This window comes from Paraburkholderia sp. J12 (genome assembly GCF_905220215.1).
Lineage (GTDB): Bacteria > Pseudomonadota > Gammaproteobacteria > Burkholderiales > Burkholderiaceae > Paraburkholderia.
The window spans coordinates 663,846-689,008 of sequence record NZ_CAJMZC010000001.1 but is presented as its reverse complement, the minus strand read 5'-3'; the positions used below and the strand labels follow the sequence as shown (position 1 = coordinate 689,008).

At 65.9% G+C, this 25,163-nt stretch carries 16 protein-coding genes; 5 read left to right on the top strand and 11 right to left on the bottom strand.

Annotated elements, in window-relative coordinates; translation table 11 throughout:
* Positions 1 to 26 precede the first annotated feature (26 nt).
* A complete protein-coding gene (locus U5760_RS03245; RefSeq protein WP_322009556.1) occupies positions 27 to 2,000 on the bottom strand; it encodes a sensor domain-containing phosphodiesterase in 1,974 nt (657 codons plus the stop codon).
* A gap of 370 nt (positions 2,001 to 2,370) precedes the next feature.
* On the opposite strand from U5760_RS03245, the gene U5760_RS03240 reads away from it, so the two are divergent.
* From U5760_RS03240 to U5760_RS03230, 3 genes are all read left to right on the top strand, one after another.
* A complete protein-coding gene (locus U5760_RS03240; RefSeq protein WP_322009554.1) occupies positions 2,371 to 3,690 on the top strand; it encodes an EAL and HDOD domain-containing protein in 1,320 nt (439 codons plus the stop codon).
* A 137-nt stretch (positions 3,691 to 3,827) separates the two neighbouring features.
* Entirely contained in the window at positions 3,828 to 4,403 is a 576-nt protein-coding gene (locus tag U5760_RS03235; RefSeq protein ID WP_322009553.1) for a peroxiredoxin, read from the top strand.
* Positions 4,404 to 4,532: 129 nt separating this feature from the next.
* Positions 4,533 to 5,000, top strand: coding sequence for a hypothetical protein (locus U5760_RS03230; protein WP_322009551.1), 468 nt, complete (start codon positions 4,533 to 4,535; stop codon positions 4,998 to 5,000).
* A 19-nt stretch (positions 5,001 to 5,019) separates the two neighbouring features.
* On the opposite strand, the gene U5760_RS03225 is transcribed toward U5760_RS03230, so the two are convergent.
* From U5760_RS03225 to tssK, 10 genes are all read right to left on the bottom strand, one after another.
* Positions 5,020 to 8,328 carry an efflux RND transporter permease subunit gene (locus U5760_RS03225; RefSeq protein ID WP_322009549.1) on the bottom strand — a complete coding sequence of 1,103 codons (3,309 nt, stop codon included), beginning with the start codon at positions 8,326 to 8,328 and terminating at the stop codon, positions 5,020 to 5,022.
* Positions 8,329 to 8,332: 4 nt separating this feature from the next.
* Entirely contained in the window at positions 8,333 to 11,458 is a 3,126-nt protein-coding gene (locus U5760_RS03220) for an MdtB/MuxB family multidrug efflux RND transporter permease subunit (protein WP_322009547.1), read from the bottom strand.
* 6 nt (positions 11,459 to 11,464) lie between these two features.
* Positions 11,465 to 12,823, bottom strand: a complete 1,359-nt coding sequence (locus tag U5760_RS03215) for an MdtA/MuxA family multidrug efflux RND transporter periplasmic adaptor subunit (RefSeq protein ID WP_322009545.1) — start codon at positions 12,821 to 12,823, stop codon at positions 11,465 to 11,467.
* A 460-nt stretch (positions 12,824 to 13,283) separates the two neighbouring features.
* Complete coding sequence (locus tag U5760_RS03210) at positions 13,284 to 14,120, bottom strand: IclR family transcriptional regulator (protein ID WP_322009543.1); 837 nt, start codon at positions 14,118 to 14,120, stop codon at positions 13,284 to 13,286.
* 494 nt (positions 14,121 to 14,614) lie between these two features.
* Positions 14,615 to 15,046, bottom strand: coding sequence for a type VI secretion system baseplate subunit TssE (gene tssE, locus U5760_RS03205; protein WP_322009540.1), 432 nt, complete (start codon positions 15,044 to 15,046; stop codon positions 14,615 to 14,617).
* A gap of 11 nt (positions 15,047 to 15,057) precedes the next feature.
* A complete protein-coding gene (gene tssH / locus U5760_RS03200) occupies positions 15,058 to 17,820 on the bottom strand; it encodes a type VI secretion system ATPase TssH (protein ID WP_322009539.1) in 2,763 nt (920 codons plus the stop codon).
* A gap of 150 nt (positions 17,821 to 17,970) precedes the next feature.
* Positions 17,971 to 18,456: an Hcp family type VI secretion system effector gene (locus tag U5760_RS03195; protein ID WP_322009537.1), complete on the bottom strand. Its 486-nt coding sequence runs from the start codon at positions 18,454 to 18,456 to the stop codon at positions 17,971 to 17,973.
* Between the two features lie 94 nt (positions 18,457 to 18,550).
* Positions 18,551 to 20,224: an OmpA family protein gene (locus U5760_RS03190; protein ID WP_322010014.1), complete on the bottom strand. Its 1,674-nt coding sequence runs from the start codon at positions 20,222 to 20,224 to the stop codon at positions 18,551 to 18,553.
* A gap of 140 nt (positions 20,225 to 20,364) precedes the next feature.
* On the bottom strand, positions 20,365 to 21,087 hold the full coding sequence (locus tag U5760_RS03185; protein ID WP_415914026.1) for a DotU family type IV/VI secretion system protein: 723 nt from the start codon (positions 21,085 to 21,087) through the stop codon (positions 20,365 to 20,367).
* 5 nt (positions 21,088 to 21,092) lie between these two features.
* Complete coding sequence (gene tssK, locus U5760_RS03180) at positions 21,093 to 22,442, bottom strand: type VI secretion system baseplate subunit TssK (RefSeq protein WP_322009536.1); 1,350 nt, start codon at positions 22,440 to 22,442, stop codon at positions 21,093 to 21,095.
* A 588-nt stretch (positions 22,443 to 23,030) separates the two neighbouring features.
* On the opposite strand from tssK, the gene tssB reads away from it, so the two are divergent.
* Both tssB and tssC read left to right on the top strand, forming a co-directional pair.
* Positions 23,031 to 23,543 carry a type VI secretion system contractile sheath small subunit gene (tssB, locus tag U5760_RS03175; protein WP_322009535.1) on the top strand — a complete coding sequence of 171 codons (513 nt, stop codon included), beginning with the start codon at positions 23,031 to 23,033 and terminating at the stop codon, positions 23,541 to 23,543.
* 67 nt (positions 23,544 to 23,610) lie between these two features.
* On the top strand, positions 23,611 to 25,146 hold the full coding sequence (gene tssC / locus U5760_RS03170) for a type VI secretion system contractile sheath large subunit (RefSeq protein WP_322009534.1): 1,536 nt from the start codon (positions 23,611 to 23,613) through the stop codon (positions 25,144 to 25,146).
* Positions 25,147 to 25,163: the final 17 nt, after the last annotated feature.

The window sequence follows — 25,163 nt, the reverse complement described above, 5'->3', positions numbered from 1 at the left end:
AAGCCCTGCCTGATGGGATGTCCGCATCACTGCACCTCGTGAACACTGAGCGAGCGCGATGCGAAGCGCTGCGCCAGTTCCTCTGAGGGGAGTGCCTTGCACACGAGCCATCCCTGGATATGATCGCAGCCCATCTTCGTGAGCAGTTCGCGCTGTGCCTCGGTTTCCACGCCCTCGGCCACGAGCTCGAGATCGAGCGTGCGCGCGAGACCTACCACGGCATTCACGATGGCTTGATCGTTGCGCGAGGTTAGCAGGTTTTCGACGAAGCTGCGGTCGATCTTCAGCTTCGAGAGCGGGAAACGCTGCAGATAGGCAAGACTGGAGTAGCCCGTGCCGAAGTCGTCCACGGCAAAGCGGATGCCGAGCGCCGTCAGCTCCTCGAGCAGCGTCTTGGCATGCTGCGGGTCGTGCATCAGCAGGCTTTCGGTGATTTCGAACACGAGGCGGCGCGAATCCACTCCGGTGAGCTCGATCGCCTCCTGAACACTGTCCTTGAAACGCGGATTGCGGAACTGCTGCGGCGACACGTTGACCGCGATGTACTGCAACGAAATGCCTTGTTCGTCCCATTGGGTCAATTGCATACAGGCGGCCTTCAACACCCAGTTGCCGAGATAATTAATCAGGCCAACCGATTCCGCAAGCGGAATAAATGTCGAAGGCGGCACGAGTCCGTGCACGGGGTGGTGCCAGCGGATCAGCGCTTCCACGCCGACCACGCCGCGCGTCGCGCTGCTCGTGATGGGCTGGAAGTGCAGCGAGAACTCGCCGTTGCGCACGCCGTCGTAGAGATCCGACTCGAGCTTCAGGCGCAGTGCGTCCGTGGGATCGTTGTCGGGCACGTGCAGCATGAGCGTGTTGCCGCCCGTCGCCTTGGCCCGCTGCAGCGCCTGGTCGGCGCGGCGGCTGAGCGGCGTGGGGTCGGCATGGGCCGCGCTCTCGGCAGCGCCTGTGCGCGGGTCGCGATGGTCCGGATGGAAGGCAATGCCGATGCTCGCCGAAAGATGGACCGGCTGGTTGCGGAACGTATAGGGCTGCAGGACCGCGGCGAGCAGGCGCCGCGCGAGCGCTTCGGCGGCGATGCGCACTTCGCCCGGATCGCCGTGCGGCTGCGGCGTGATGACGATGGCGAACTCGTCGCTGCCGGTGCGCGCGATCAGCTCGCCTTGCAGCGCGAGGTGGGTGAGGCGGCGCGCGGTTTCGCGCAGCAGTTCGTCGCCTGCGTCGTAGCCGAGTGCGCGGTTCACCCGCTGGTAGTCGTCGAGGTCGAGCAGCAGCAGGGCGACCGGCACGCCATAGAGGTCGGCTTCGGCCTGCACGCGTTCGAGCGCCGGCGTGAGCGCGGTCTGATTGGGCAGACCCGTGAGCGGGTCGTGATGGAGCGCGTGCATGAGGCGCTGCTCCGCGCTTTGCCACGCCGATACGTCGAAGCCGGCCACCGCGAAGCCGTCCTTGCCCGCGTAATCGGCGCGCTGCACGCGCAGCTCCACGGCGAGCGGGTAGGTGAGGGCCTTCACGAGATCGACGGTGTCTTTCTCGACCGCGCCCGAGGCGGCGGCGCGATCGAAGAGGGCGTCGAGGCGCGGTAGGTGATCGGGCGCCACGATGTCGTGCAGCGTCGCGCCGAGCAGGAACTCGCGGTGATAGCCGGCAAAGCGCAGGCTCGCGTCCGAGACGTACAGGAAGCGCAGGCCGCGGTCCACGTGGGCGAGGAAGTCCACCGCGCTTGCGGTTTCTTCGAACGAGCGCGAAACCGAGTCCGAACGCTCGTGGCCGGCTGCACCGTGAGCCGCATGAGCCGTATCAGCCGCATGAGCTGTATGAGCTGTATGCGCGGCGTCGTGCGGCTCCGGCAGCGGGTGACGGGGCGGCGGGCTGGCCACGGGCGCGAGCGGGGCGTGGGCGTGCCCGTCGGGGCGCCGGGCGAGCGCGCGAACCCGGTCGATGACCGTGCGCATCCAGCCCGGGCGGGGCGCCGTGATCCTGTTCGCTTCCATGTCTATCGCTGACAACCCTGTTCCGTGCGGCTTTATATGGCGTGTGTATGCTTCACTGGGCACCGTGCGGGATCCGGCTGAAGGGGCCCATCAGAGCAAGTTATCGACCCCGCCGCGAAAATCTTTAGCGCGCGTGACGAAAAAACGCCGTTGCAGGTTATGCAATCGCCAGGGCGCTGCCAACGGCCGCGGATTCGGTTAAAGTGGCGCCGTTCGGGACGCTGGCGCCATGCGCGATGCATGCCGGGGGCGCCGGCGCGGTCTGGCGTGCGGCCGGTGTACCGGTCGGGCGCGACACCGGTCGGGTGCCGCAGCGGCCGGAAGGGACATCGTGTCGCCGGTTTTTTCATCTGTACGAGTCACATACGCCATGTCCGATTCATCGTCAGCGGCCGGCAGGCCGGCAACCGCTGCGCGGGGCGAGGGCCGCCCGGAGGCTCGGGCCGCCCAGCCGTTCGTTTATCTGGGCCGGCAACCGATTCTCGATTGCGGCGGCGCGCTCACGGCCTACGAGCTGCTTTTTCGCGGCGGTGCGCAGAACCGCGCCGATGTGGAGGACGATGCGCTCGCCACCGCCCAGGTGATGACGCGCACGATGGGTCAGCTTGGCGTGCCCGCCGTGCTCGGGCGCCACTATGGTTACGTGAACGTCGGCCGCGAGATGCTCTTCGACGACATCATCCATCTGCTGCCGCCCGGCCGCTTCGTGCTGGAAGTGCTCGAGCACGTGCGCTTCGACGACGCGCTGATCGAGCGACTCGCCTTGCTGCGGCGCGCGGGCTACCGCATCGCGCTGGACGACGTGAGCGCGATCTCCGAGAACCTGCTCAAGGGCCTGCCTTGCGCGGACATCATCAAGGTCGACCTGATACAGACCGAGCGCAGCGCGTTGCCGGAGATCGCCGCGACGATCCGCGCCGCCGGCAAGACCTTGATTGCCGAGAAAGTGGAGACGAGCGAGGACTTCGAGTTCGCACGCTCGCTCGGCTTCGAGCTGTTCCAGGGGTACTTCTTCGCGCGCCCGCAGGTGCTGCGCGCGCCGAGCGTGCGCAGTTCGCGCGTGGCACTGGTGCGCCTGCTCGCGCTGGTGGCGAGCGACGTGGGCACGGCCGAGCTCGAACGCGAGCTGCGCAACCACCCGGGCGTGGTCGTGCAGTTGCTGCGGCTCGTGAACTCGAGCGCCTATGCGCCTGCGCGTCCCATCGCCTCGCTGCGCGAGGCCGTGCTGGCGGCGGGCACGCGCCAGATCGCGCGCTGGGCGCAGTTGTTGCTCTACGCGAGCGGCCGCGATCTGCCGTGGGGTTCGGACCCGCTCGTGCAGCTTGCCGGCACGCGCTCGCATTTCATGGAGCTGGCCGCGCGCAGTCTCCACCCGAACGATCCGGATTTCGCCGATGCCGCGTTCATGACCGGGATCTTTTCGCTCGTCCACGTGCTGGTGGGCTCGACCCCTGCGCATACGCTGGAGCGCCTTGGCCTTTCCTCGGCGATCAGCCGCGCCGTGGATGGCCATCACGGCGAGCTGGGCGCGCTGCTGCGCATCGCCATGAGCGCCGAGCGCGGCGACCACGAGAGCGCGCAGGTCATCGCCGCCGAAGCGGGCGGGACCTTTGTCTCGCTCACGCCGCCATTGCTGGCCGAACTGAATCTGTGGGCCGGGGCCTGGTTTACCGCCTACGCCGAGGGCTGAGCACGGCCGCTTCCCGCTGTTCGGGGCGCCCACTGGGGGCGTCTCTGCGTGCGCCGCGATTGTATGGTCCAATGACGCCAGCGCCGCGCCTCGATCCCGTACGGGGTGTGCGGCGAGCCCTGGAGAGGACCATCGACATGCAATCACGATTCATCGCCCGATTCATCGCGACGGGCGCCGCGGCGCTCCTGTGCGCCGGACTCTCGTTCTATGCCCTGACCGCCGAGGCCACGCTCAAACCCGGCGACCCGGCGCCGGACTTCACGACCCAGGCCTCGCTGGGCGGCAAGACTTACACCTACTCGCTCGCGGACCAGCTCAAGAAAGGGCCGGTGGTGCTCTACTTCTATCCGGCAGCGTTCACGACGGGTTGCACGATCGAGGCGCACGAGTTTGCCGAGGCCGTGGACGAGTACAAGAAGTACGGCGCGACGGTGATCGGCGTGTCGCACGACAATATCGACACGCTCACGAAGTTCTCGGTGAGCGAGTGCCGCAGCAAGTTCCCGGTTGCCGCCGACGAGGATTCGAAGATCATCAAGGCGTATGACGCGGCCATGCCGATGCACGAGTCGATGGCCAACCGCGTCTCCTATGTGATCGCGCCGGATGGCAAGATCATTTACGAGTACACGAGTCTCGCGCCCGACCAGCACGTCGAGAATACGTTGCGTGCGCTCAAGGAATGGGCGGCGCAGCATCCGCAGCAGTAAGCGGTTCAAAAGCGGTTCAAGCGCGGCTCAAACGCTGCTCAAACACGGCTTCAGCGCAACCTGAAGGCAGCTTCAACGCGGCGTGCCCCGGCGGGGTGCGCCGCGCTCACGTATCCCCCGATCGATCGCATGCCCATCCTCGTCCTGCTGTTCGTGTTCATCGCGCTCGTGTATGGCGCGGTGGTGTCGTTTCATGCGCTGAGTGCGCGCTTCGGTCTCGGCGTGGCGGTGACGGTAGCGGTGCTGGTGGCCGCTGCGCTCGTTGCGCTCGCCGCGCGGTGGTGGCAGCGCCGCCGCGACGTCGCGCCGAATCTGCGCAACGAGGGCGACTGGACGCACGGCGTTTCGGGCGACTGGGGCCGGGCGCGGCTCGCGGCAGGCAAGCGCCTGTGCGAGTTCACACTCGATGGCGTGCAAGGCGCCTATATCTTTGCCGATCTGCGCGGGGCGCAACCGGTGCAGGAAGCGGGGCGCTGGTATGCGGCGCTCGATGTCGTCGATCCGAAGCGCCCCGTCTGGAAATTGCCCATGCCGGGCGAGCGCGAGGCAAAGCGCTGGGCCAGGATTTTTACGCTGGCGATGGCGCAGCGGCTTTGAGCGCGCCGGGGGCCCCGGCTCACTCCACCGCTGCGCGCGCCGTGCCCCCGCGCCGGTTTTCCCACCGCACCCGCAGCCGGTCCATATACAGATAGACCACCGGCGTCGTATAGAGCGTCAGCATCTGGCTGACGATCAGTCCACCCACGATCGAGATGCCCAGCGGCGCGTGCAACTCTGCGCCTTCGCCCGTGCCGAACGCCAGCGGCAGCGCCCCAAGCAGCGCGGCGCAGGTCGTCATCATGATCGGCCGGAAGCGCAGCAGGCACGCCTGACGGATCGCGTCGCGCGAGTTGAGTCCCTCGCGCGACGCCTCGATGGCGAAGTCCACCATCATGATCGCGTTCTTCTTCACGATGCCGATCAGCAGTATCACGCCGATCAGCGCGATGATGCTGAACTCCGTCTGGAACAGCAGCAGCGCGAGCAGCGCCCCCACGCCCGCCGAGGGCAGCGTGGAGAGGATCGTGAGCGGATGGATATAGCTCTCGTAGAGAATGCCGAGCACGATGTACACCGCCGCGAGCGCGGCCAGAATCAGGATCGGCTGGTTGTCGAGCGATTGCTGGAACGCCTGCGCCGTGCCCTGGAAGCTGCCGTGGATGGTGGCGGGCACGCCGATCTCGGCCATCGTGTCGTAGATCGCGGCGGTGGCGTCCGAGAGCGACTTGCCCGGCGGCAGGTTGAACGAGATCGTCGAAGCGACGAACTGGCTCTGGTGATTGACCGACAGCGGCGTCGTGCCCGGCCCGAACGAGGCGATGGCGGAGAGCGGAATCATCGTCTCCTGGGCCGTGGACACTGCCGCGCCCGATGACGCGCTCGACTTGCCGCTCGCCGCAATCGAGTTGATCGCGAGGTTGCGGGCCGAGTCGGCGGCGATGGCGGCGGCGCTCGTCGCCGTGGTGGCGGCCGTGCCGCCGGCGGACGAACTCGTGGTGCTCGTGGCCGGGCCGCTCACGGTGCCTGCCGTCGCGTTGGTGCTCTGTGCGCCGCTCGCCGTGCCGCCCGAGGTGCTCACCCAGATCTGGTTGAGCATGTCCGGGCTCTGCCAGTACCGGGGCGCGACTTCCATCACCACGTGGTACTGGTTCAGCGGGTTGTAGATGGTCGAGACCTGGCGCTGGCCGAAGGCGTCGTAGAGCGTGTTGTCGATCTGCGAGGGCGTGATGTTCAGCCGCGCGGCGCTCGCGCGGTCGATCGTCACCATCGATTCGAGGCCGCCCTGTTGCTGGTCCGAGTTGACGTCCGCGAGTTCGGGGCGCGCCTGCAGCGCCTCCGTCAGTTTCGGCCCCCACTTGTAGAGGTCGGCCGTGTTGTCGGCGAGCAGCGTGAACTGGTATTGCGCATTCGACTGCCGGCCGCCCACGCGGATGTCCTGCACCGCCTGCAGGAAGGTGCGCGCGCCCGCGACGTCCGAGAGCGGGCCGCGCAGCTGCGCGATCACTTCGTCGGCGGAGAGCTTGCGCTCGCTCTTGGGCTTGAGCGAGACGAACATGAAGCCCGAGTTGGTGGCGCGCCCGCCCGAGAAGCCCGCCACCGAATCGACGGCCGGATTGGACTGGACGATGCGCATCATTTCCGCGAACTTGACCTTCATCGCCTGGAACGAGGTGGCCTGGTCGGCCACGATTCCGCCCACCAGACGCCCGGTATCCTGCTGCGGGAAGAAGCCCTTGGGCACGACCACATAGAGCGCGATATTCAGCGCGATGGTGGCGAGCAGCGTGAGGAGAATGAGGCGCGGGTGCGCGAGCGCCCAGTCGAGCGTGTGCTCGTAGCCGCGCTGCATGCGCATGAAGCCGCGTTCGAGCCATTGCGCGAAGCGCCCCTCGGCGGCTTTTTCGTGCGGTTCTTCGAGCAGGCGCGAGCACATCATCGGCGTGAGCGTGAGCGAGACCACGAGCGACACCGCGATGGCGAGCGAGAGCGTGAGCGCGAATTCGCGAAAGAGCCGGCCGACGATGCCGCCCATCAGCAAAATGGGCAGGAACACGGCGACCAGCGAGACGCTGATCGACAGCACCGTGAAGCCCACCTCGCGCGCGCCGAGCAGCGCCGCCTGCAGGCGCGGCACGCCGTTCTCGATGTGGCGCGAGATGTTCTCGAGCACGACGATGGCGTCGTCGACCACGAAACCCGTTGCGATGGTGAGCGCCATCAGCGAGAGGTTGTCGAGCGAGAAGCCCATCAGGTACATCGCGGCGAACGTGCCGATGATCGAGATCGGCACGGCCACGCTCGGGATCAGCGTGGCGCGCCAGTTGCGCAGGAACAGGAACACCACCATGACGACGAGCGCCACGGCGATCATGAGCGTGTGCTCCGTGTCCTTGAGGGAGGCGCGGATCGTCACCGAGCGGTCGGAGGTGGGGATCACCTCCACGTCGGCGGGCAGCGACGCCTTCAGTTGCGGCAGCATCGCGATCACGCGGTCCACGGTCTCGATGATGTTGGCGCCCGGCTGGCGGTACAGGATCACGAGCACCGAATGCTTGCCGTTCGCGAGCCCGATGTTGCGCAGGTCCTCCACCGAATCGACCACCTCGCCGAGATCGGAGAGCTTCACGCCCGCGCCGTTGCGGTAGGCGACGATGAGATCCCGGTACTGGCTCGCCTTGCTCGCCTGGTCGTTGGTGTAGAGCTGGTAGCGCTGCGGGCCGAACTCGATGTCGCCCTTCGGGCTGTTCGCATTGGCCGAGGCGAGTGCGGCGCGCACGTCTTCGAGGCCGATGCCGTAGTGAAAGAGCGCATGCGGAATCAGCTCGACGCGCACGGCCGGATTCGCCGAGCCGCTCACGTCCACTTCGCCCACGCCGTCCACCTGCGAGAGCGACTGCTGGAGCACGGTGGCCGCCGAATCGTAGAGCTGGCCCGGTGAGCGCGTGGGCGAGGTGAGCGCGAGGATCAGGATCGGCGCGTCGGCGGGATTGACCTTGTGATAGGTCGGGTTCGAGCGCAGGCTCGCGGGCAGGTCGGCGCGCGCCGCGTTGATGGCGGCCTGCACGTCGCGCGCGGCGCCGTCGATGTCGCGGTTCAGGCCGAACTGCAGCGTGATGCGCGTGCTGCCCACCGAGCTTTGCGAGGTCATCTCGGTGACGTCGGCAATGCTGCCGAGGTGCCGCTCGAGCGGGCTGGCCACGCTGGTGGCCACGGTCTCGGGGCTCGCGCCTGGCAGCGTGGCCTGCACGGAGATGGTGGGGAAGTCCACCTGCGGCAGCGGCGCCACCGGCAGCTTCGTGAACGCGAAGACGCCGGCGAGCGCGATGCCGAGCGCGAGCAGCGTGGTCGCGACGGGGCGGGCGATGAACGGACGGGACAGGTTCATCGCGTCACGGCTCCGTCGAGGAGGCCGGGGCCGCCGAAGGCTTGCCGCCGCCAAAGCGCTTTCTCAGGCGCTGCGCGATCGAATCGAACGCCAGATAGATCACGGGCGTGGTGAAGAGCGTCAGCGCCTGGCTCACGATGAGGCCGCCCGCAATCGCGATGCCGAGCGGCCGGCGCAGTTCGCTGCCCGCACCGCTGCCGAGAATGAGCGGCACCGCGCCGAGCAGTGCCGCCATGGTGGTCATCATGATCGGCCGAAAGCGCAGCAGGCACGCCTGATAGATCGCCTCGCGCGGCGCCTTGCCTTCGTGGCGTTCGGCGTCGAGCGCGAAGTCGATCATCATGATCGCGTTCTTCTTGACGATGCCGATGAGCAGCACGATGCCGATGATCCCGATGATGTCGAGATCGTGGCCCGTCATGATGAGCGCAAGCAGCGCGCCGATGCCGGCGGAAGGCAGCGTGGAGAGGATCGTGATCGGATGCACGAAGCTCTCGTAGAGCACGCCCAGCACGATGTACATCGTCACGATGGCCGCGAGGATCAGGAACAGCTCGTTCGAAAGCGAGGCCTGGAAGGCGAGCGCCGCGCCCTGGAAGCGCGTCTGGAACGAGCCCGGCAGGCCGATGTCCTGCTCGGCTTTCTGGATGGCATTCACGGCCGCGCCGAGCGAGGCGCCCGGGGCGAGATTGAACGAGATCGTCGTGGCCGGGAACTGCGAGAGATGCGTGACGAGCAGCGGCGCCGGACGCTCGTGAAACTTCGCGATGGCCGAGAGCGGCACCTGGCCCGTCGTCGAGGTCGAGGAGGGCAGGAAGATCGCATTGAGCGCATCGGTGTAGCGCTGGAGTTGCGGATCGGCTTCGAGAATCACGCGGTACTGGTTCGACTGCGTGAAGATCGTGGAGATGATGCGCTGGCCGAAGGCGTCGTAGAGCGCGTTATCGACGGTCGCGGGCGTGATGCCGTAGCGCGAGGCGCTCGCGCGGTCGATCTCGACGTACACCGACTGGCCCTGGTCCTGCAGGTCGGTGGCCACGTCGGCGAGCTCGGGCAACTGTTCGAGCCGGCTCATGAGCTTCGGCACCCAGGTCGTGAAGTCCCCGATGTTGGGCGTGGTGAGCAGGAACTGGTACTGCGTGGGGCTCACCGTCGAATCGATCGTGAGATCCTGCACGGGCTGCATGTAGAGCGTTGCGCCCGGAATGTGCGCCACGCTCTTTTGCAGGTCGCGGATGATCTCGCTCGCCGTCTCGCTGCGGTCGTCGCGCGGCTTCAGGTTGATCAGCATGCGGCCGCTGTTGAGCGTGATGTTGGTGCCGTCCACGCCGATGAACGAGGTGAGGCTGTCCACGTTGTCGTTCTTGAGGATCCCGGCGGCGAGCGCCTGCTGGCGCTCGGCCATCGACGCGTACGAGACCGACTGCGGCGCCTGCGTGATGGCCTGGATCACGCCCGTGTCCTGCACGGGGAAGAAGCCCTTGGGCACGGCCACGTAGAGCACGCCGGTCAACACGAAGGTGAGGGCGAAAACGAGCAGCGTGAGGCGCTGGCGCGCGAGCACCCATTCGAGCGCCACGCCGTAGCGGCCGATCACGTAGTCGAAGAACGCGTGCACGCGCGCTTCGAAACGGCGGCTGTCGGCCGGCGGCGTGTGGCGCAGCATGTGCGCGCACATCATGGGCACGAGCGTGAGCGAGACCACCGCCGAAATCACGATGGTCACCGCGAGCGTGATGGCGAACTCGTGGAAGAGACGTCCCACCACGTCGCCCATGAAGAGGAGCGGGATCAGCACGGCGATCAGCGACACCGTGAGCGAGATGATGGTGAAGCCGATCTGCTTCGAACCCTTGAGCGCCGCGGCGAGCGGGGCCTCGCCTTCCTCCACGTAACGCGCGATGTTCTCGATCATCACGATCGCGTCGTCCACCACGAAACCGGTGGCGATGGTGAGCGCCATCAGCGAGAGATTGTCGAGCGAAAAACCGCACAGATACATCACGGCGAGCGTGCCGATCAGCGAGAGCGGCACCGAGAGGCTCGGAATCACCGTGGCGTAGAGGTTGCCGAGGAAGAGATACATCACGAGCACGACGAGCACCACCGACATCAGCAGCTCGAACTGCACGTCGCGCACCGAGGCGCGGATGGTGGTCGTGCGGTCGGTGACGATCTGCACGTCGAGCGCGGCCGGCAGCGATTCCTGCAACTGCGGCAGGATGGCCTTGATGCTGTCCACCACCTGGATCACGTTCGCGCCCGGCTGGCGCTGCACGTTCAGGATGATGGCGGGCACGCCGTTCACCCAGGCGCCGAGCTTGGTGTTCTCGGCGCCCTGCACGATGGTGGCGACGTCGGTGAGCATCACGGGGCGGCCGCCGCGGTAGGCCACCACGGCGCTCTTGTAGGCGTCGGCGTCGGTCAGCTGGTCGTTCGCGTTGATCGTGTAGGCGCGCGTCGGGCCGTCGAAGTTGCCCTTCGGCGTGTTGACGTTCAGGTTCGAGATGGTCGTGCGCAGATCGTCCAGATTCAGGCCATAGGCCGCGAGCGCGCGCGGGTTCGCCTGGATGCGGATGGCCGGCCGCTGCCCGCCCGTGATGCTCACGAGCCCCACGCCCGCTACCTGCGAGATCTTTTGCGCGAGACGCGTGTCGGCGAGGTCCTGGATATCGGTGAGCGGCAGCGTTTTCGAGGTGATCGCGAGCGTGAGGATCGGCGCGTCGGCGGGATTCACTTTCGCGTAGATCGGCGGCGCCGGCAGGTCGGAGGGCAGCAGGTTGCCGGCCGCGTTGATGGCGGCCTGCACTTCCTGTTCGGCCACGTCGAGCGGCAGGTCGAGACTGAACTGCAGCGTGATGACCGACGAGCCCGCCGAGCTTTGCGACGACATCTGGTTGAGCGACGGCATCTGGCCGAACTGCCGCTCGAGCGGCGCGGTGACCGAGGACGTCATCACGTCCGGGCTCGCGCCCGGATAGAAGGTCTGCACCTGAATGGTCGGATAGTCGACTTCAGGCAGGGCGGAAAGCGGCAGGAAGCGCAGCGCCACGAGGCCGACCAGCATGATCGCCGCCATGAAAAGCGCGGTGCCGACCGGGCGCAGGATAAAGAGGCGGGACGGATTCATGCCGGGTTACTGGCCTTGCGGCTGCGAAGCGTGGCGATGGTGGCCGTGGTGCGCGCCCGAGGCGGCCCACGGAGCCGAAGCACTGGACGCACCGGATGCACCCCGGGCGTGCTTCGGATGTTCGGCCGGGATGGTGATCTTCGCGCCCTCGCGCAGGCGGTCGGAGCCGTCGGTCACCACGCGCTCGCCCGCGTCGAGCCCGGAGGCGATGCTCGTGCGCTCGCCGTCCACGGGGCCGACTTTCACCACGCGCACGGTCACGGTGTTGTCGGGCTTCACGACATACACGTACTGGCCTTGCGAGCCGTTCAGGACCGCGGCGGTCGGCACGATCACGGCGTTGTGGATCGTATTGACGAGCAGGCGCGCGTTGACGAACTGGTTCGGGAACAGCATCTGGTCCGGGTTCGCGAAGTTCGCGCGCAGCTTCACCGTGCCGGTGGTCGTGTCGATCTGGTTGTCGATGGTCTGCAGGGCGCCGTTTTCGAGCAGCGTGGTGTTGCTGCGGTCGTAGGCGGCCACGGGCATCTTCGTGCCCGCGCGCATCTGCTTGAGGATGGCGGGCAGGTTGTCCTCGGAGACCGTGAAGATCACGCTGATGGGCTGCAGCTGCGTGAGCACGACAATGCCGTTGGTGTCGCCTGGCGTCACGTAGTTGCCCGGGTCGACCTGGCGCAAGCCCACGCGGCCCGAAGCCGGCGCCGTGATGCGCGCGTAGGTGAGATCGAGCTTGTAGGTGTCGATGTTCGCCTGGTCCGACTTGACCGTGCCTTCGTACTGCTGCACGAGCGAGGCCTGGGTGTCCACCTGCTGGCTCGCGATCGAGTCCTGTGCGAGCAGGGTCTGGTAACGCTTCAGATCGACCCGGGCCGTGGCGAGCAGGGCCTGGTCGCGCGCGAGCTGGCCCTCGGCATTGGCGAGCGAGATCTGGTACGGACGCGGATCGATCTGGGCGAGCACGTCGCCCGACTTGACGATCTGGCCTTCCTCGAAGTGCACGCTCTGCAGCGTGCCGGCAAGCTGTGTGCGCACCGTGACGTCGGCGAGCGGCGTGACGGTGCCGAGTGCCGTGATGACGATCGGCATGTCGCCGTTCGCGGCGGTGGCCACGGTGACGGGTTGCGGCAGGTTCGCCATCGCACCCGGGCCGCCGTGGCGCATGCGGGCTCCGGCCGGCGGGCCGCCCGCGCCGTTTTCCGGCGCCTTGTTCCACGGATGCCAGTGCAGCAGCACGATGCCGGCGACCACCAGCACGGCCGCGAGCGCGATCAGCTTGCCGCGGTGGCGGCGCGGCGGTGCGGATGGGCTGGACGGGGACGGCGTTTCTCGACGGGGCGATTCCAGATTCTTTTCTTGTTGATCCATCGTTCAGGTCGTAACTGCAGTCAGGTTGAGCGGTGGGCGTAGGCCGGCGCGCGGTCGGACAGGGCCGCCCGGATAGAGCCGCCCGGTGGTCGCCTGGAAAGGGTGGCCGCCGGAGCGCTATCGACCGCGCGCGTCGCGCAATTTGCCGATGCTACGCGAAGCGGGCGAAAGGTTGATGTCAGGTGCCGCGGTTGCCCGGCAACCCGGCAGACGGTGGACATGCGCGCGGCCGGCGCGGCGCGTGTCGGGCTGCATCGGCCGGGGCAGGCGGTGGCCGGCCTTGGCTGGCGGTGCGCAAGGGCGCCGGCTGGCGAGGGCGGGACAGCCAAAAAGCATGATGCTAGTCGGCGCCAGGGGTAGCGTCCAGTCGCCTTTCTTTCAACACGTTACGTGCGTTACAGGCGTTGTAGCCGCCCTGTCAGGGGGACCGAGGGCAGGGGGAGCGCCCAAAGCGGTGCGCTCAGGCGGCGGGGGGCAAGCACACGGTACCGCCGATTTCGGCGACGATCCTGGCGATACATTCGTGCAGCATCGGCACGGCGTGAGTGACGAGCCACTCGCGCGGGCATTGCTGGGCGGCGCCGCCGCAATTGATGGCATAACGCTCGCCGTCCGGGCCCGCGAAGGCGCCCGCGATCGCGTTCAGGCCGTCGTACCATTCGCCGATCGCCATGCCGTAGCCCTGTGCGGCGGTTTCCGCGAGCGCTGCGTCCAGGCGGCTGCCGACGAAGCCCCAGTCGTTGCCCGCCGCGGCCTGGAGCGAAGCGGTCAGCGTGTCGCGCTCGGTGGGCGCGAGCGAGGCCAGGTACGCGCGGCCGACGGCCGTGCGGCTCATGTCGATGCGCGAGCCCACTTCCAGGCGCGAGACGAGCACGGCCGAGCGCGGCCGGATCGCATCGATCACGACCATCTCCAGGCGGTCGCGCACCGTGAGGTGCACCGAAAGCGCCGTGCGTTCGGCGAGCCGGGTGAGGAAGGGCCGGGCGCGGCTGCGGATGTCGGAGTTGCGCAGGAACCCGTTGGAAAGGTCGAGCACGGCCGACGTGAGCACGAAGCGCTCGCTGTCGGGCAGCCGGGCGAGAAAGCCGGTGCTCACGAGCGTGCCGGTGAGGCGCGACACCGTGGGTTTGGGAATGCCCGTCAGGTCGGTCAACTCGCGATTGCTCAACGGCGCATCGGCGGTGGCAATACAGCGCAACACGGCGAGACCGCGCGCAAGCGCGCTCACTTCGTCGGCTGCACCGTCTTTGTCGCGAGGCGTCTCGGTACGCGCTCGCGGATCGGTAGCAGAAGTCATCTCAGGGGATTTTTGCGTTTTTTTGAAACAATATTTCAGCACATATTACCGCATCAGGGAACGCCCGGATGCGTCGCCGCGCACCAGAGCGGTGCACTACGGCCATGAAGTTATGGGCAAAATAATCGGCTGATAGCCGCGGATGCGCCAGTTTGGCGATTCGCAGCTTCTGGAGAGATTTTGCTTGACTTAGTCAGCGGGTCAGTAAAAAATGGAACGAGATTTCGATTGACCCCGCGGCATGCGGGGTTTTAATGTGCCGGAGTTTATGCAATACGCATAATTCGACCCAGCACCGTGGCGGCATCTACGATGCGAACGCCAGTCGGAATACCCCCTCTCAGGTTCTAGCACGGCCCTCGGAATGGCTAGAACTTTTAAGGCGTCACGTTCACACGTGACGCTTTTTTTTTGCGAATACTTTGCTAATACACGTTGCCATTCGATCGCCGCGGCTCCTCAAATAGCGGTTTCGGTCACGCCGCATGTGCCCGCTAGCGGCGTGGATCCGGGTTGACCAGGCGCCTCACGTGCATGCGGCCCGGCGGTTCGAAATACGTTCCGAAACGGACCAGTCCTGCTTTCCTGAGGTGACAGACCATGGTGAAACTCACCAGCAGACCCGGATCCGGCCTATCCTCGATTTCGATCTCGACGGCACGCAGGCGCGGTTCGAATTTCAGCAGGGTGCTTTCCATCTGGTTGCGCAGATCGTGAACCGAGGCGGGCAGGTTCCGGTACACCTCGGCGAGGTCGGGCAACCCGTAGTCGGGGACATGCTTGAGCGCACCGGCGCGCGTGTTGAGGATGCGCCGGATGTTTGCCTGGACGCTCAGGATTTCGAGCGTTCTGTCGTCGTGATCGTCGAGCGGTTCGCCATCGATATGGCCGAGCAGCATGTCATAAAGGGAAGGGCCGGCGGGCATCGCGACGCACCTCAGGCGACTGTGTCGATAAAGGGCGCCGGCGTATGCCCACGATATGCCGCGGCGGCGTTACGCCGCACGTCGACCCGATCCACAAAGTCGATCGTGAGCTGGCCGTCCGACGAACTGGACAACGCGATCTTTGCCGGCGCCGCGCCGTTTGCCATGCGCGCCAGCAGCTCGCGCGAGACGGTGGGCAGGATGCGCTGGTTGAGGAACGCATCGACATTGCGCGCACCGGATTCGCGTGCGAGGCAGAGTTCGGCAATCGTGTCGATCAGGGTTTCGTCGCAGGTCAGTTCGACCTCGTGCTGCCGCTTCAGGCGTTCTGCGACCTTCGCGATTTTCAGGCGCACGATGGATGCCAGTGCGGCTGCATCGAGCGGCCGGTAGACGAGCGTCTGGAAGCGCGCGAGAAGTGCAGGCTGGAAATGCGCCACGAGCTGCGGATGGATCGCTTCGAGGAGTGCCGACTGGGCGATCGCCGGGTGGTCCGTCGTCGCCTCGTCGATCTGCGCGCTGCCGAGATTGGACGTCATCAGAATCACGCAGTTGCTGAAGTCGATCTCGCGACCCTCGCCGTCGCGCATGGTGCCACGGTCGAACACCTGGTAGAAGATGTCCAGCACGTCGCGATGCGCTTTCTCGATCTCGTCGAGCAGGATGACGCTGTACGGGCGCTGGCGCACCGCCTCGGTCAGGATGCCGCCGCGACCGTAACCCACGTAACCCGGCGGAGAACCCTTGAGCTGCGAAACCGTGTGCGCTTCCTGGTACTCCGACATGTTGATCGTCGTGAGCGCCGCTTCGCCGCCAAAGAGCAGGTCGGCGAGCGCCAGCGCAGTCTCCGTTTTGCCGACGCCCGAAGGGCCGGCAAGCAGGAATACGCCAAGTGGCGCATGTTCGTTCTTCAGGCCCGCCTTCGCCGTGCGCAGGCTTTGCGCGAGTGCGGCGAGCGCCTCGTCCTGCGCGACAACGCGTTTCGCGAGTTGCGTTTCGAGCGTGAGCAGACCGTGCAGTTCGTCTTCAAGCAGGTTGCCGACCGGCACGCCGGTCCATTCGGCCACCACGCGGGCGATCGCCTGGGCGTCCACGTCCGCGAAGATCAGCGGTGTTTTGCCCTGCGCCTGCGCGAGCGCTTCGCGGGTTTTCGCCAGTGAGGCGTCCTTACCGGCTGTCGTGGCACTACGCTGCTCGAGCACCGCTTGCACGAGGGTGAGTTCCTGTTCGTAGCGCTGCTGCAGGGCCTGCATCCGGGTCGTGGCATCCGCGAGCGCCGTGTCGAGTGCAGCGCGCCGCGCCTGCACGTCGTCGATACCGGCCCGTACGTCGCTTTCGAGCGTGGCACGTTCCAGTTCCAGCGCCGCGACGCCGGCCCGTGCGTGCTGCAACTCTGCTGGGGGCGATTCGATTCCCATGCGCACGCGTGCGGCGGCCGTGTCGATCAGGTCGACGGCCTTGTCCGGAAGCTGGCGCGCGGGAATGTATCGGCGCGAGAGTTTCACTGCCGCGACCAGTGCCTCGTCGCGGACGTGAACGTGGTGATAGTCCGCATAGCGGTCCTTGAGCCCGCGCAGCATCAGGCATGCCGCCTCGTCATCGGGCTCGTCGACCTTGATCATCTGGAAGCGCCGTTCGAGCGCGGCATCCCGTTCGAAGTACTCCTTATATTCCGACCAGGTGGTCGCGGCAATCGTGCGCAGCTCGCCGCGTGCGAGCGCGGGCTTTAGCAGGTTTGCCGCATCGGCGCCGCCTGCGGCGTTGCCCGCGCCGATGAGCGTGTGCGCCTCGTCGATGAAGAGCAGGATCGGCACGGGCGAGGCCTGCACTTCGTCGATCACGTTTTTCAGGCGCTGCTCGAACTCCCCCTTTACGCCGGCGCCGGCCTGCAGTAGCCCCAGATCGAGCGTGAGGAGGCGCACGTCGCGGATCACGTTCGGCACGGCGCCTTCGGCCACGCGCAGCGCCAGGCCTTCGACGAGTGCCGTCTTGCCGACACCGGGTTCGCCGACGAGAATCGGGTTGTTCTTGCGCCGGCGCGCCAGCACGTCGACCATCTGCTGGATTTCGCGCTCGCGCCCGAACACCGGATCGATCTTTCCTTCGCGCGCTTTCGCGGTCATGTCGATCGCGAAGCGGGCGAGTGCGTCGCCGTCGGCCCGGCGCTCGGGCCTCTTCGCTTCGCCGGGTGCCGATGCGAGTGCACCCGGAGCGCCCGTCGTCGCGCTCGCCGGCTCGGCGGATTTTTCTTCCGTTTTTTCAGGCAGGTTTTCGCACGTCCGTGGCCCAAGTCGCGGCAGCAGGCGCTCGATCTGGCCGCTGCTCACCGACAGCAGCGGCCAGCTGTTGGGCGCGCGCAGCACGTGCGGCGCCTCGACAATCGCCTGAAGCAGGTTGGCGGAGCGGATCGATGGGGCAGCCGCTTCGATGTGCCGGGAAGAGGCATGGAACCACGCATCCTGCAGCACGACGGCCAGTTGCGGGGAGAGGCTGGGGCGCCCGCGCAAGTTGCGCGGCAGATGTTCGATGGACGCGAGCAGCGCATCCCACACGGCGTCCACGTCGAGATCGTAGTGATTCAGGATCGCCGGAATGTCCCCGTCTCCCGCTTCGATCAGCTTCAGCAGCCAGTGCTCGATCGTCACCTCGTCCGCGAGCCGTGCCTGGCACAGACTCGCGGCGGCCTCCAGGGCATTCGCGCAGTGGGGGTTGAGTCGCTGGAGCAGGTGGGCGGTGTCCCACGGGGACCGGTTGCGGGCGTTGTACTGGGTCATGGCGTTGCCGTTCTCGGAAGATGGCGGGGCGATGCGGCACCCGGCTGTGCGCAAGGGCAAAAAACCAGCCCGCGCGGGCGGACTGGCAAAGGAAAACCGGCAATGCTGGGGCCGCCGGTAACGCGGACCGGCCGCCAGACCAACGGTCGATCAGGAACGTTCGTTCCAGGTGTCCTTGTGGATGATGTTGCCGTCCTTGTACGACCAGGTGATCGTCTCGTAGCGGATCTCGACTTCTTCGAGATGGTTGTGCTTCTCGTAGTCGGGGTTCTTGATGTCGAGCATCATCGGGCGCACCGCGACGATCTTGACGTTGTCGAGCTTCGTGTTGAAGTATTCCTTTTCCTTGCCGGCGTCGTCGATCTTGTACCACTTGATCTCGGCCGACTTCAGCGTCTGGCCGCTCGTCACGGCCTTGTACAGGTACGGCGTCGACGAATCGGTTTCCTTGGTCAGCGTGATCGACTTGTGCACGCGGGTGCCCGTGAGCTTGCCCGTGTTGCCGTCGGTCGGGATATGCACGCCATGATCGAACGCGACGATCTCGACGCTGCCTTCGCGGCCCTGGACGGTGACCGAACCCTTGATGTCGGCGCCACCATCGTCCTTGAGCCACATGTATGACGGAATTGCCATTACTTCACTCCCTTCTTCTTACCGCGACAGTTGCCCGGAGCCAGCCCCCGAGCCTCGAAATCCCGAAGCGCTGCTTCGGGGGCCAAAAAGTCGGTTACGGATTGCGCGGTGTGGCCGTCGAAGCCGCGGCCCCGTCTCCCGTGTCGGGCACGAGCGTGATTTCCACGCGCCGGTTCCGCGCACGACCGGACGGCGTATCGTTGCTCGCGATGGGGCGCGTATCGCCGTAGCCCTGGATCGCAAACTGCGTCGCTGCCATGCCGGAGGCCTCGATCAGCCAGTCGCGCACGGCTTGCGCCCGCGCGGTCGACAGCGCCAGGTTGCCTGGCGGGCGGCCCTCGTTGTCGGTGTAGCCGGCCACGAGAATGCGCTTGTCCGGATGCGCCTTGATCATTTCCAGCGCGCCGACCATCGCGCGCGTGGACCCGGGCTTGAGTTGCGCCTTGCCGCTGTCGAAGAGCGACATGCTGTCGAGCGTCACGACCGCGGGTAGCGGGGGCGGCGGCACATAGGAAGCGATCGCGTCGTCGAGTGCGGGGGTCGCCTGCACGCCCCGGTACATGCCGAACGAGAGAGGCAGCGGAACACCGATCCGCCCGTAGCCGTCAAGTTCATCCCGGTCCGTCACCAGCGCCTGCAGGGCGTCACGTCGTGCCGTGTCGTGTGCGGCCGGGATCATCGAATAGCGGCCGAGGTCCGCCCCGATACGCGTGAGCAGCGCCTGGTTGTTGCGGGCCGCGAAGAAGGACGCGAACGCCGCCGCGCAGGCCAGCAACGCGAGCGTATGAGCGAGGGCGGCCAGCCGCGGCGTCATCCAGCGGCGTTGCGGCATGGCTGCGATCAGCGGTTGGGGCAGGGGCCACGGCGCAGGTGTTGCAGGGGACGCGGCGCGCAGGACGCGGGTCTGCATTTCCACGTCGCGCGTCCACGGATTGTCCGGGCTACTGGCGGGTCCGCAGTCGATCCAGCCGGCGCCAAACAGGGCCCACGGCGCGGCGGGCTGCCGCCGGTCTGTGAGAGTGTGGATCACGACCCGCTGGGTCCAGCCAATGATCGACGCAAGGGCGGCGGCGCGCGCGGCCGCCTCGCGGCCATGGGTCGTCTGCTGGACCTCGCTTTCGGCCGCGCCGATCACGGCCTCCAAGCGCTGCGCGCCGGTCATGCGCGTGGCCGATGAAACGCCGTACCACTGTGGCGTCGCGAGAGTGGCCGGTGCTGACGTCAGGTTCTGGTAGACCGCGACGTACCCCGGCAGGGGGCGCGAGCCGAGCATGCGCGCGGCGTCCGCGACGGCCTGACGCATGACGCGCAGCGACTGCGTGAGGTCGTCGGCGTCCGTGTAGCGGGCCGGCACGACCGATAGCAGGACCCCGTCCGGGGCGCGGCCGTCGCGCCACTGCCTGACGGCAATCGCCAGGCGAGGCAGATCCTGCGGGCGGTCGACCCGCAGCCAGATCGCGCCGTCCCCGACGTGCGCCACGCATTCGCCGTCGTGCCGGTTAAAGAGCGCGGCCAGATCGTCGCCGGTGACCAGCACGAGTGGCATGCGCGTGCGCAATCTGAAGGGAATGTCGGCGGTGGCTCCGCCGAGTGCGGCCAGTACGTGAGCACCCTGGTCTCGCGCATGCCGGAGCATGCGGGTGCGAACGTAGACGAGCAGGAGGGCTGCGATCACGATTACACCCGTGAGCATCCAGCCCAGAGCCGGTCCCGGCTGCGCCACGAGCCAGATCACTGCGAGGGCCAGCGTACCCGCGAGCACGACCATCAGACGAAACGGATAGCCCCGCCCGGGTTCCGACAATCGGCCGGAGTCCGGCGCCGTGGGTGACGCTGCGGTCTGCGCCGTGGTCGGCGGGTTGGCTAGCGGTTTGGCCAGTGGTTTGGTCAGATTCGGCAGATCGGATTTCACGGCCGGCTGACCTTCGCGGACGTGAGTTGTGCAAGCTGCGCGTCGAGGGTCACGCTCCACACCCCCCACACGGCCAGGGCTGCGAGGCAGGCGAGCCCCGCGATGGCCCACGGCGAAAGCCGGTAAAACCAGTCGGAGAGTCGGTGTCCTGGGCGATCTGCGACGAACGGGTGTCCGACAGCGGGGCGAAGCTTTTGCAGACGGGCATTGAGCGAAGCCACCAGTTCGGAACGCTTTGCGTCCCCATCGCGCGCGAAGCGGCCCGTGAAACCGATGCCCAGGATTGCCGAATAGTATTCGAGCAGATCGGCGTTGGGCGACGGCTCGGACAGCCGCGCCTCGATGCAGTTGATGACGCGCTCGCCCGCATCGTGCAGCCCGAACTGTTCCACCTGCAACGGCGTCAGCCCCCATCCCGAACGGGCTTCCTCACCGAGTTGGCGCAGCGCCGTTTCGTCGAACAGCCCGCACTGGGCGATCATCGCTTCCTGCCGGATGTCGGCGGAATAACCCCGGCGCGCGAGCGCTTCCGACAAGTTTCCGATGAGCTGCCGGCACCGGTCGCGAAACGCCGCTGCGTCTTTGACCGTTCCGCCAGGCGCCAGCGAGGTGACCAGCAATGCCGTGTCGCGCAGCAGGTCGCGCATGCCGGCGTCGCCGGGTCGCTCGACACCCGCTGATGCTTCCATCAAGTGCGGCTCGTTGCGGCCGGTAGTCATGATTGTCATGATCGCAGCACCGCGTAAAGTTCGAGCGTAGCGTCCGGCAGCGACGCCGGCAGGTAGATCTGGCAGGCTCGCGCAGCGAGCATCTTCGCGTGCGCGGTGCTCGTGGACTCGAGCGCGAAGTACTGGTTGTCCAGCCGCACCGGAATGGCGGCGGGCACCCGTTGCACGGCCTTGAGCGGAATACCTGGCAGTGCAGAATTAACGATGTACTCGACGTCGTCGGGCGCGCCGATCTTGCACAGCCGCGGGAACTGGTCGACGAGTTCGAATGCCGGCATCGGCGCATTGACCGAGAGATACCAGTCCGCAGCGCTTTCGACGATGCGTTCGTCGAGGAATTGACCCGTCCAGGTCGTCGGACCCTTGCGCGTGAGACCGATCGACACTACCCGCGAAGGAATGATCGCATCCAGCAACTCGCGGATCGTCGCTTCGAGCTTCGCAAAGACCTCATCGGCCCGCGCATGGTCGTAGCCCGGGATATCGGGAAGCTGGGCGCCGGTGGAGAACGTCATCAGTGCACTGGCGAGTTGCGCAAGCGTGGTGTACAGGTGCTCGGGCGGACGGCCCGGATGCGAGGCGTAAAGCCGCAGTTGTGGCCACGCCGAGTGAATGCAGTGCAGCAGCCAGAAGAGCTGGACATCGGCGACACCGTACTCGGCGACCTTCTCGATGCGCTCGCTGCGACGCGCGCCAAGCGCCAGACTCTTCGCCTGCAGGATGTCGGCGAGGCGGTTGATCCGCTCGATATGGAGCGGGTGAGCGGCGAGCGTGAGGCACGGCGGCACGAACCGGCGATCGACCTGAAACTGCCCATTGGTTGCGCGCGTGAGCCGCGCGATCGCGCAGACCGTGTCGTCGGCGTGCGGCTCGAAATCGAAGAGCAGCCGGATCGCGTGACGCTCCGCCGCAATTTCGACCGCGTTCGTGCCGTTCAGGTCGGTGACCTTCGCAAATTCCCGGTAGGAACGCCGCGGACGTGCGATCGAGGTCTCGTCAAGGCGGCAGTTACTGCCGTTCGCATCGGGCAGCGCGAGCGCGGCGAGCACGACGACGCTCTGGCGCCCGGCGCTCACCTCGCCCAGATCCCGGGCGGGCGGCAGTGCATCGGCCACCGTCGTATCGAAAGGCGTGCCGTCGGGAAAACGTCCCTTCAACTGTTCGAGCCTGATTCGTCCGGTTGCGAGTGCCTCTTCGTCAACCGCGACGCCCAGCATTCCCCACGGTTCCGCGATCGACGCACCTGCGAGCTGCTGCAGGGCGAAACCGGTCCATCGGTCCTGCTGCTGGAAATGCTGTGGCGTGAGGATGAGGCCATCCTGCCAGAGCGGTTTGTCGATTCGCATCGATTAGGTCTCTATAGCGCTTGCGTTTCAGGTCGCCGGATTTTAAGCGTGCTATCTGGTGGATGTATACCCCAGATAAATGGATTTTCTGTGCAATCAGGTTAAATGTCACAAAAATTGATATTTTTTGAATATGCGTTTTGAGTATTGCAGAAAGACGAGAATGAAAAAAATGGATAAATTATTGATAAATGTTAAATGCGATATCCTGAAAGATGCTCTGCGTGGTCGTTCTGGTGTGCTGTCGCCGCTTTTTGTTAGCGCAAGAGGTGGGTGAGGTCTGGCTGAAGCAATGCGAATTTATTTGAATTATTCGAGTATTAACATTGGTTCACATTTATCTGTCGTCGTGCAGTGAGGAATAATCTTTGACGACATGAAAATAATCCGTTTTAATAATGCGTGGCAAACAGGTCGCATGATTGGAGAGCACGCAGTTGGGTGATGTTGGGTGACGTCAGTCTGATTTTCCGGTCGCGGTTGTGCGCATCGTTCGTGTGCGTCATTGACAGGTGACGCGGTCCGGGGCACCCCATCGCAGCGGGCCAGTTCTGCGGGGTTATTGAACCTCATTTTCTGAGGATTACTATGGATAGTTTCCAGCGCGAAATTCCGAAAAGTCGCGTTTCCATCACACTGGATCTGCATACGGGCGGGGCGCAGAAGAAGGTGGAGCTGCCGCTCAAACTGCTCGTTGCCGGCGACTTCAGCGCGGGCCGTGAGCAGGCGCCGCTGGCCGAGCGCAAGAAAGTCAATATCGACAAGAACAACTTCGATGCCGTGCTGGCCGACTATGCGCCGGACCTGAAGATCGCCGCGGAGAATACGCTGGCGGGCGACGGCACGGAACTGTCGGTGAACCTGTCGTTTCGTTCGATGAAGGACTTCGAGCCGGAGCGGGTCGCGCGCCAGATTCCGGAGCTTCAGGCGCTGCTCGCGATGCGAAACCTGCTGCGGGACCTGAAATCCAACCTGCTCGACAACGGGATGTTCCGCCGCGAGTTCGAGAAGATTTTGAAGGACAAACGCCTGTCCGACAAACTGCGCAGCGAACTGGCGCAGGTCGCGACGGCGGCAACGCAGCCTGAAGGGCATGCCTGAGCGGCGACGGCCCAAAACGGCCTTCAGTGCCTTCCGCAACCAGGTTGCGCTTCGAACCGGAATTGACATGAAAGAGAACGAATCCCCACAGGGTGCGACGCAGACCGTCGTGCTCGACGCCCCCGAGAGCGTTTATGCCTCGCTGTGCGACAAGATCAACCTGAAGCCTGTTGCGCAGGCGCGACCGCTCGAGGCGTTTCGCGACAGCGACATGCTTTCCGAAGCGTCGGCCGACGAGCGCATTGCACGCGGCATGGGCGCATTTCTCGAGCTCGTCTCGCAGTCGAGCCAGCCGGTCGACCGTCTCGACAAATCGCTGCTCGACTTCCATATTGGCCAGCTGGATCGCCAGATCGGCCGCCAGCTCGACGCGGTGATGCACACGCCGGAGTTCCAGGCGCTCGAAGGCCGCTGGCGCGGCCTCAAGATGCTCGTCTCGCGCACGGACTTCCGCCGCAACGCGCGCATCGAAGTGCTGGACGTGTCGAAGGAGGCGCTGCAGCGCGACTTCGAAGACACGCCGGAACTCATCCAGAGCGGCCTGTATCGCCTCACGTACATCGAGGAATACGACACGCCGGGTGGCCAGCCGATCAGCGCCATGATCAGCGACTTCGAATTCTCAAACTCGCCGATGGACATCGCGCTGCTGCGCAACATCTCGAAGGTGGCGGCAGCCGCTCACATGCCGTTCATCGGCTCGGTGGGCGCAGCATTCTTCGGCAAGAAGTCGATGGAAGAAGTGGCGGCCATCCAGGACATCGGCAACTACTTCGATCGCGCCGAGTACATCAAGTGGAAGAGCTTTCGCGATACGGACGACGCGCGCTACGTCGGCCTCACGATGCCGCGCGTGCTGGGCCGCCTGCCCTACGGCAAGGATACGGTCCCGGTGCGCGCCTTCAATTATGAAGAAGCAGTGAAGGGCCCGGACCACAACCGTTACCTGTGGGTCAATGCCTCGTTCGCGTTTGCCGCGAACATGACGCGCAGCTTCGTGAACAACGGCTGGTGCGTGCAGATCCGTGGACCGCAGGCGGGGGGCAAGATCGAGGACCTGCCGCTCCACCTCTACGATCTGGGCACCGGCATTCAGCCGAAGATCCCGACCGAAGTGTTGATCCCGGAAACGCGCGAGTTCGAGTTCGCGAACCTGGGCTTCATTCCGCTCTCGTTCTACAAGAACCACGATTTCGCGTGCTTCTTCTCGGCCAACTCGACGCAGAAGCCCGCGCTGTACGAGACGAAGGAAGCCACGGCGAACAGCCGCATCAATGCGCGCCTGCCGTACATCTTCCTGCTCTCGCGCATTGCGCATTACCTGAAGCTGATCCAGCGCGAGAACATCGGCACGACCAAGGACCGGCGTCTGCTCGAGCTCGAGCTCAATAACTGGATCAAGGGTCTCGTGACCGAGATGAAGGATCCGGGCGACGAGCTGCAGGCCTCGCACCCGCTGCGCGACGCAAAGGTGACGGTCGAGGACATCGAGGACAACCCGGGCTTCTTCCGCATCAAGCTCTTCATCATTCCGCACTTCCAGGTCGAGGGCATGGACATCGGGCTGTCGCTGGTGTCGCAGATGCCGAAAGCCAAGAGCTGATCCCGGCGGATCTGACG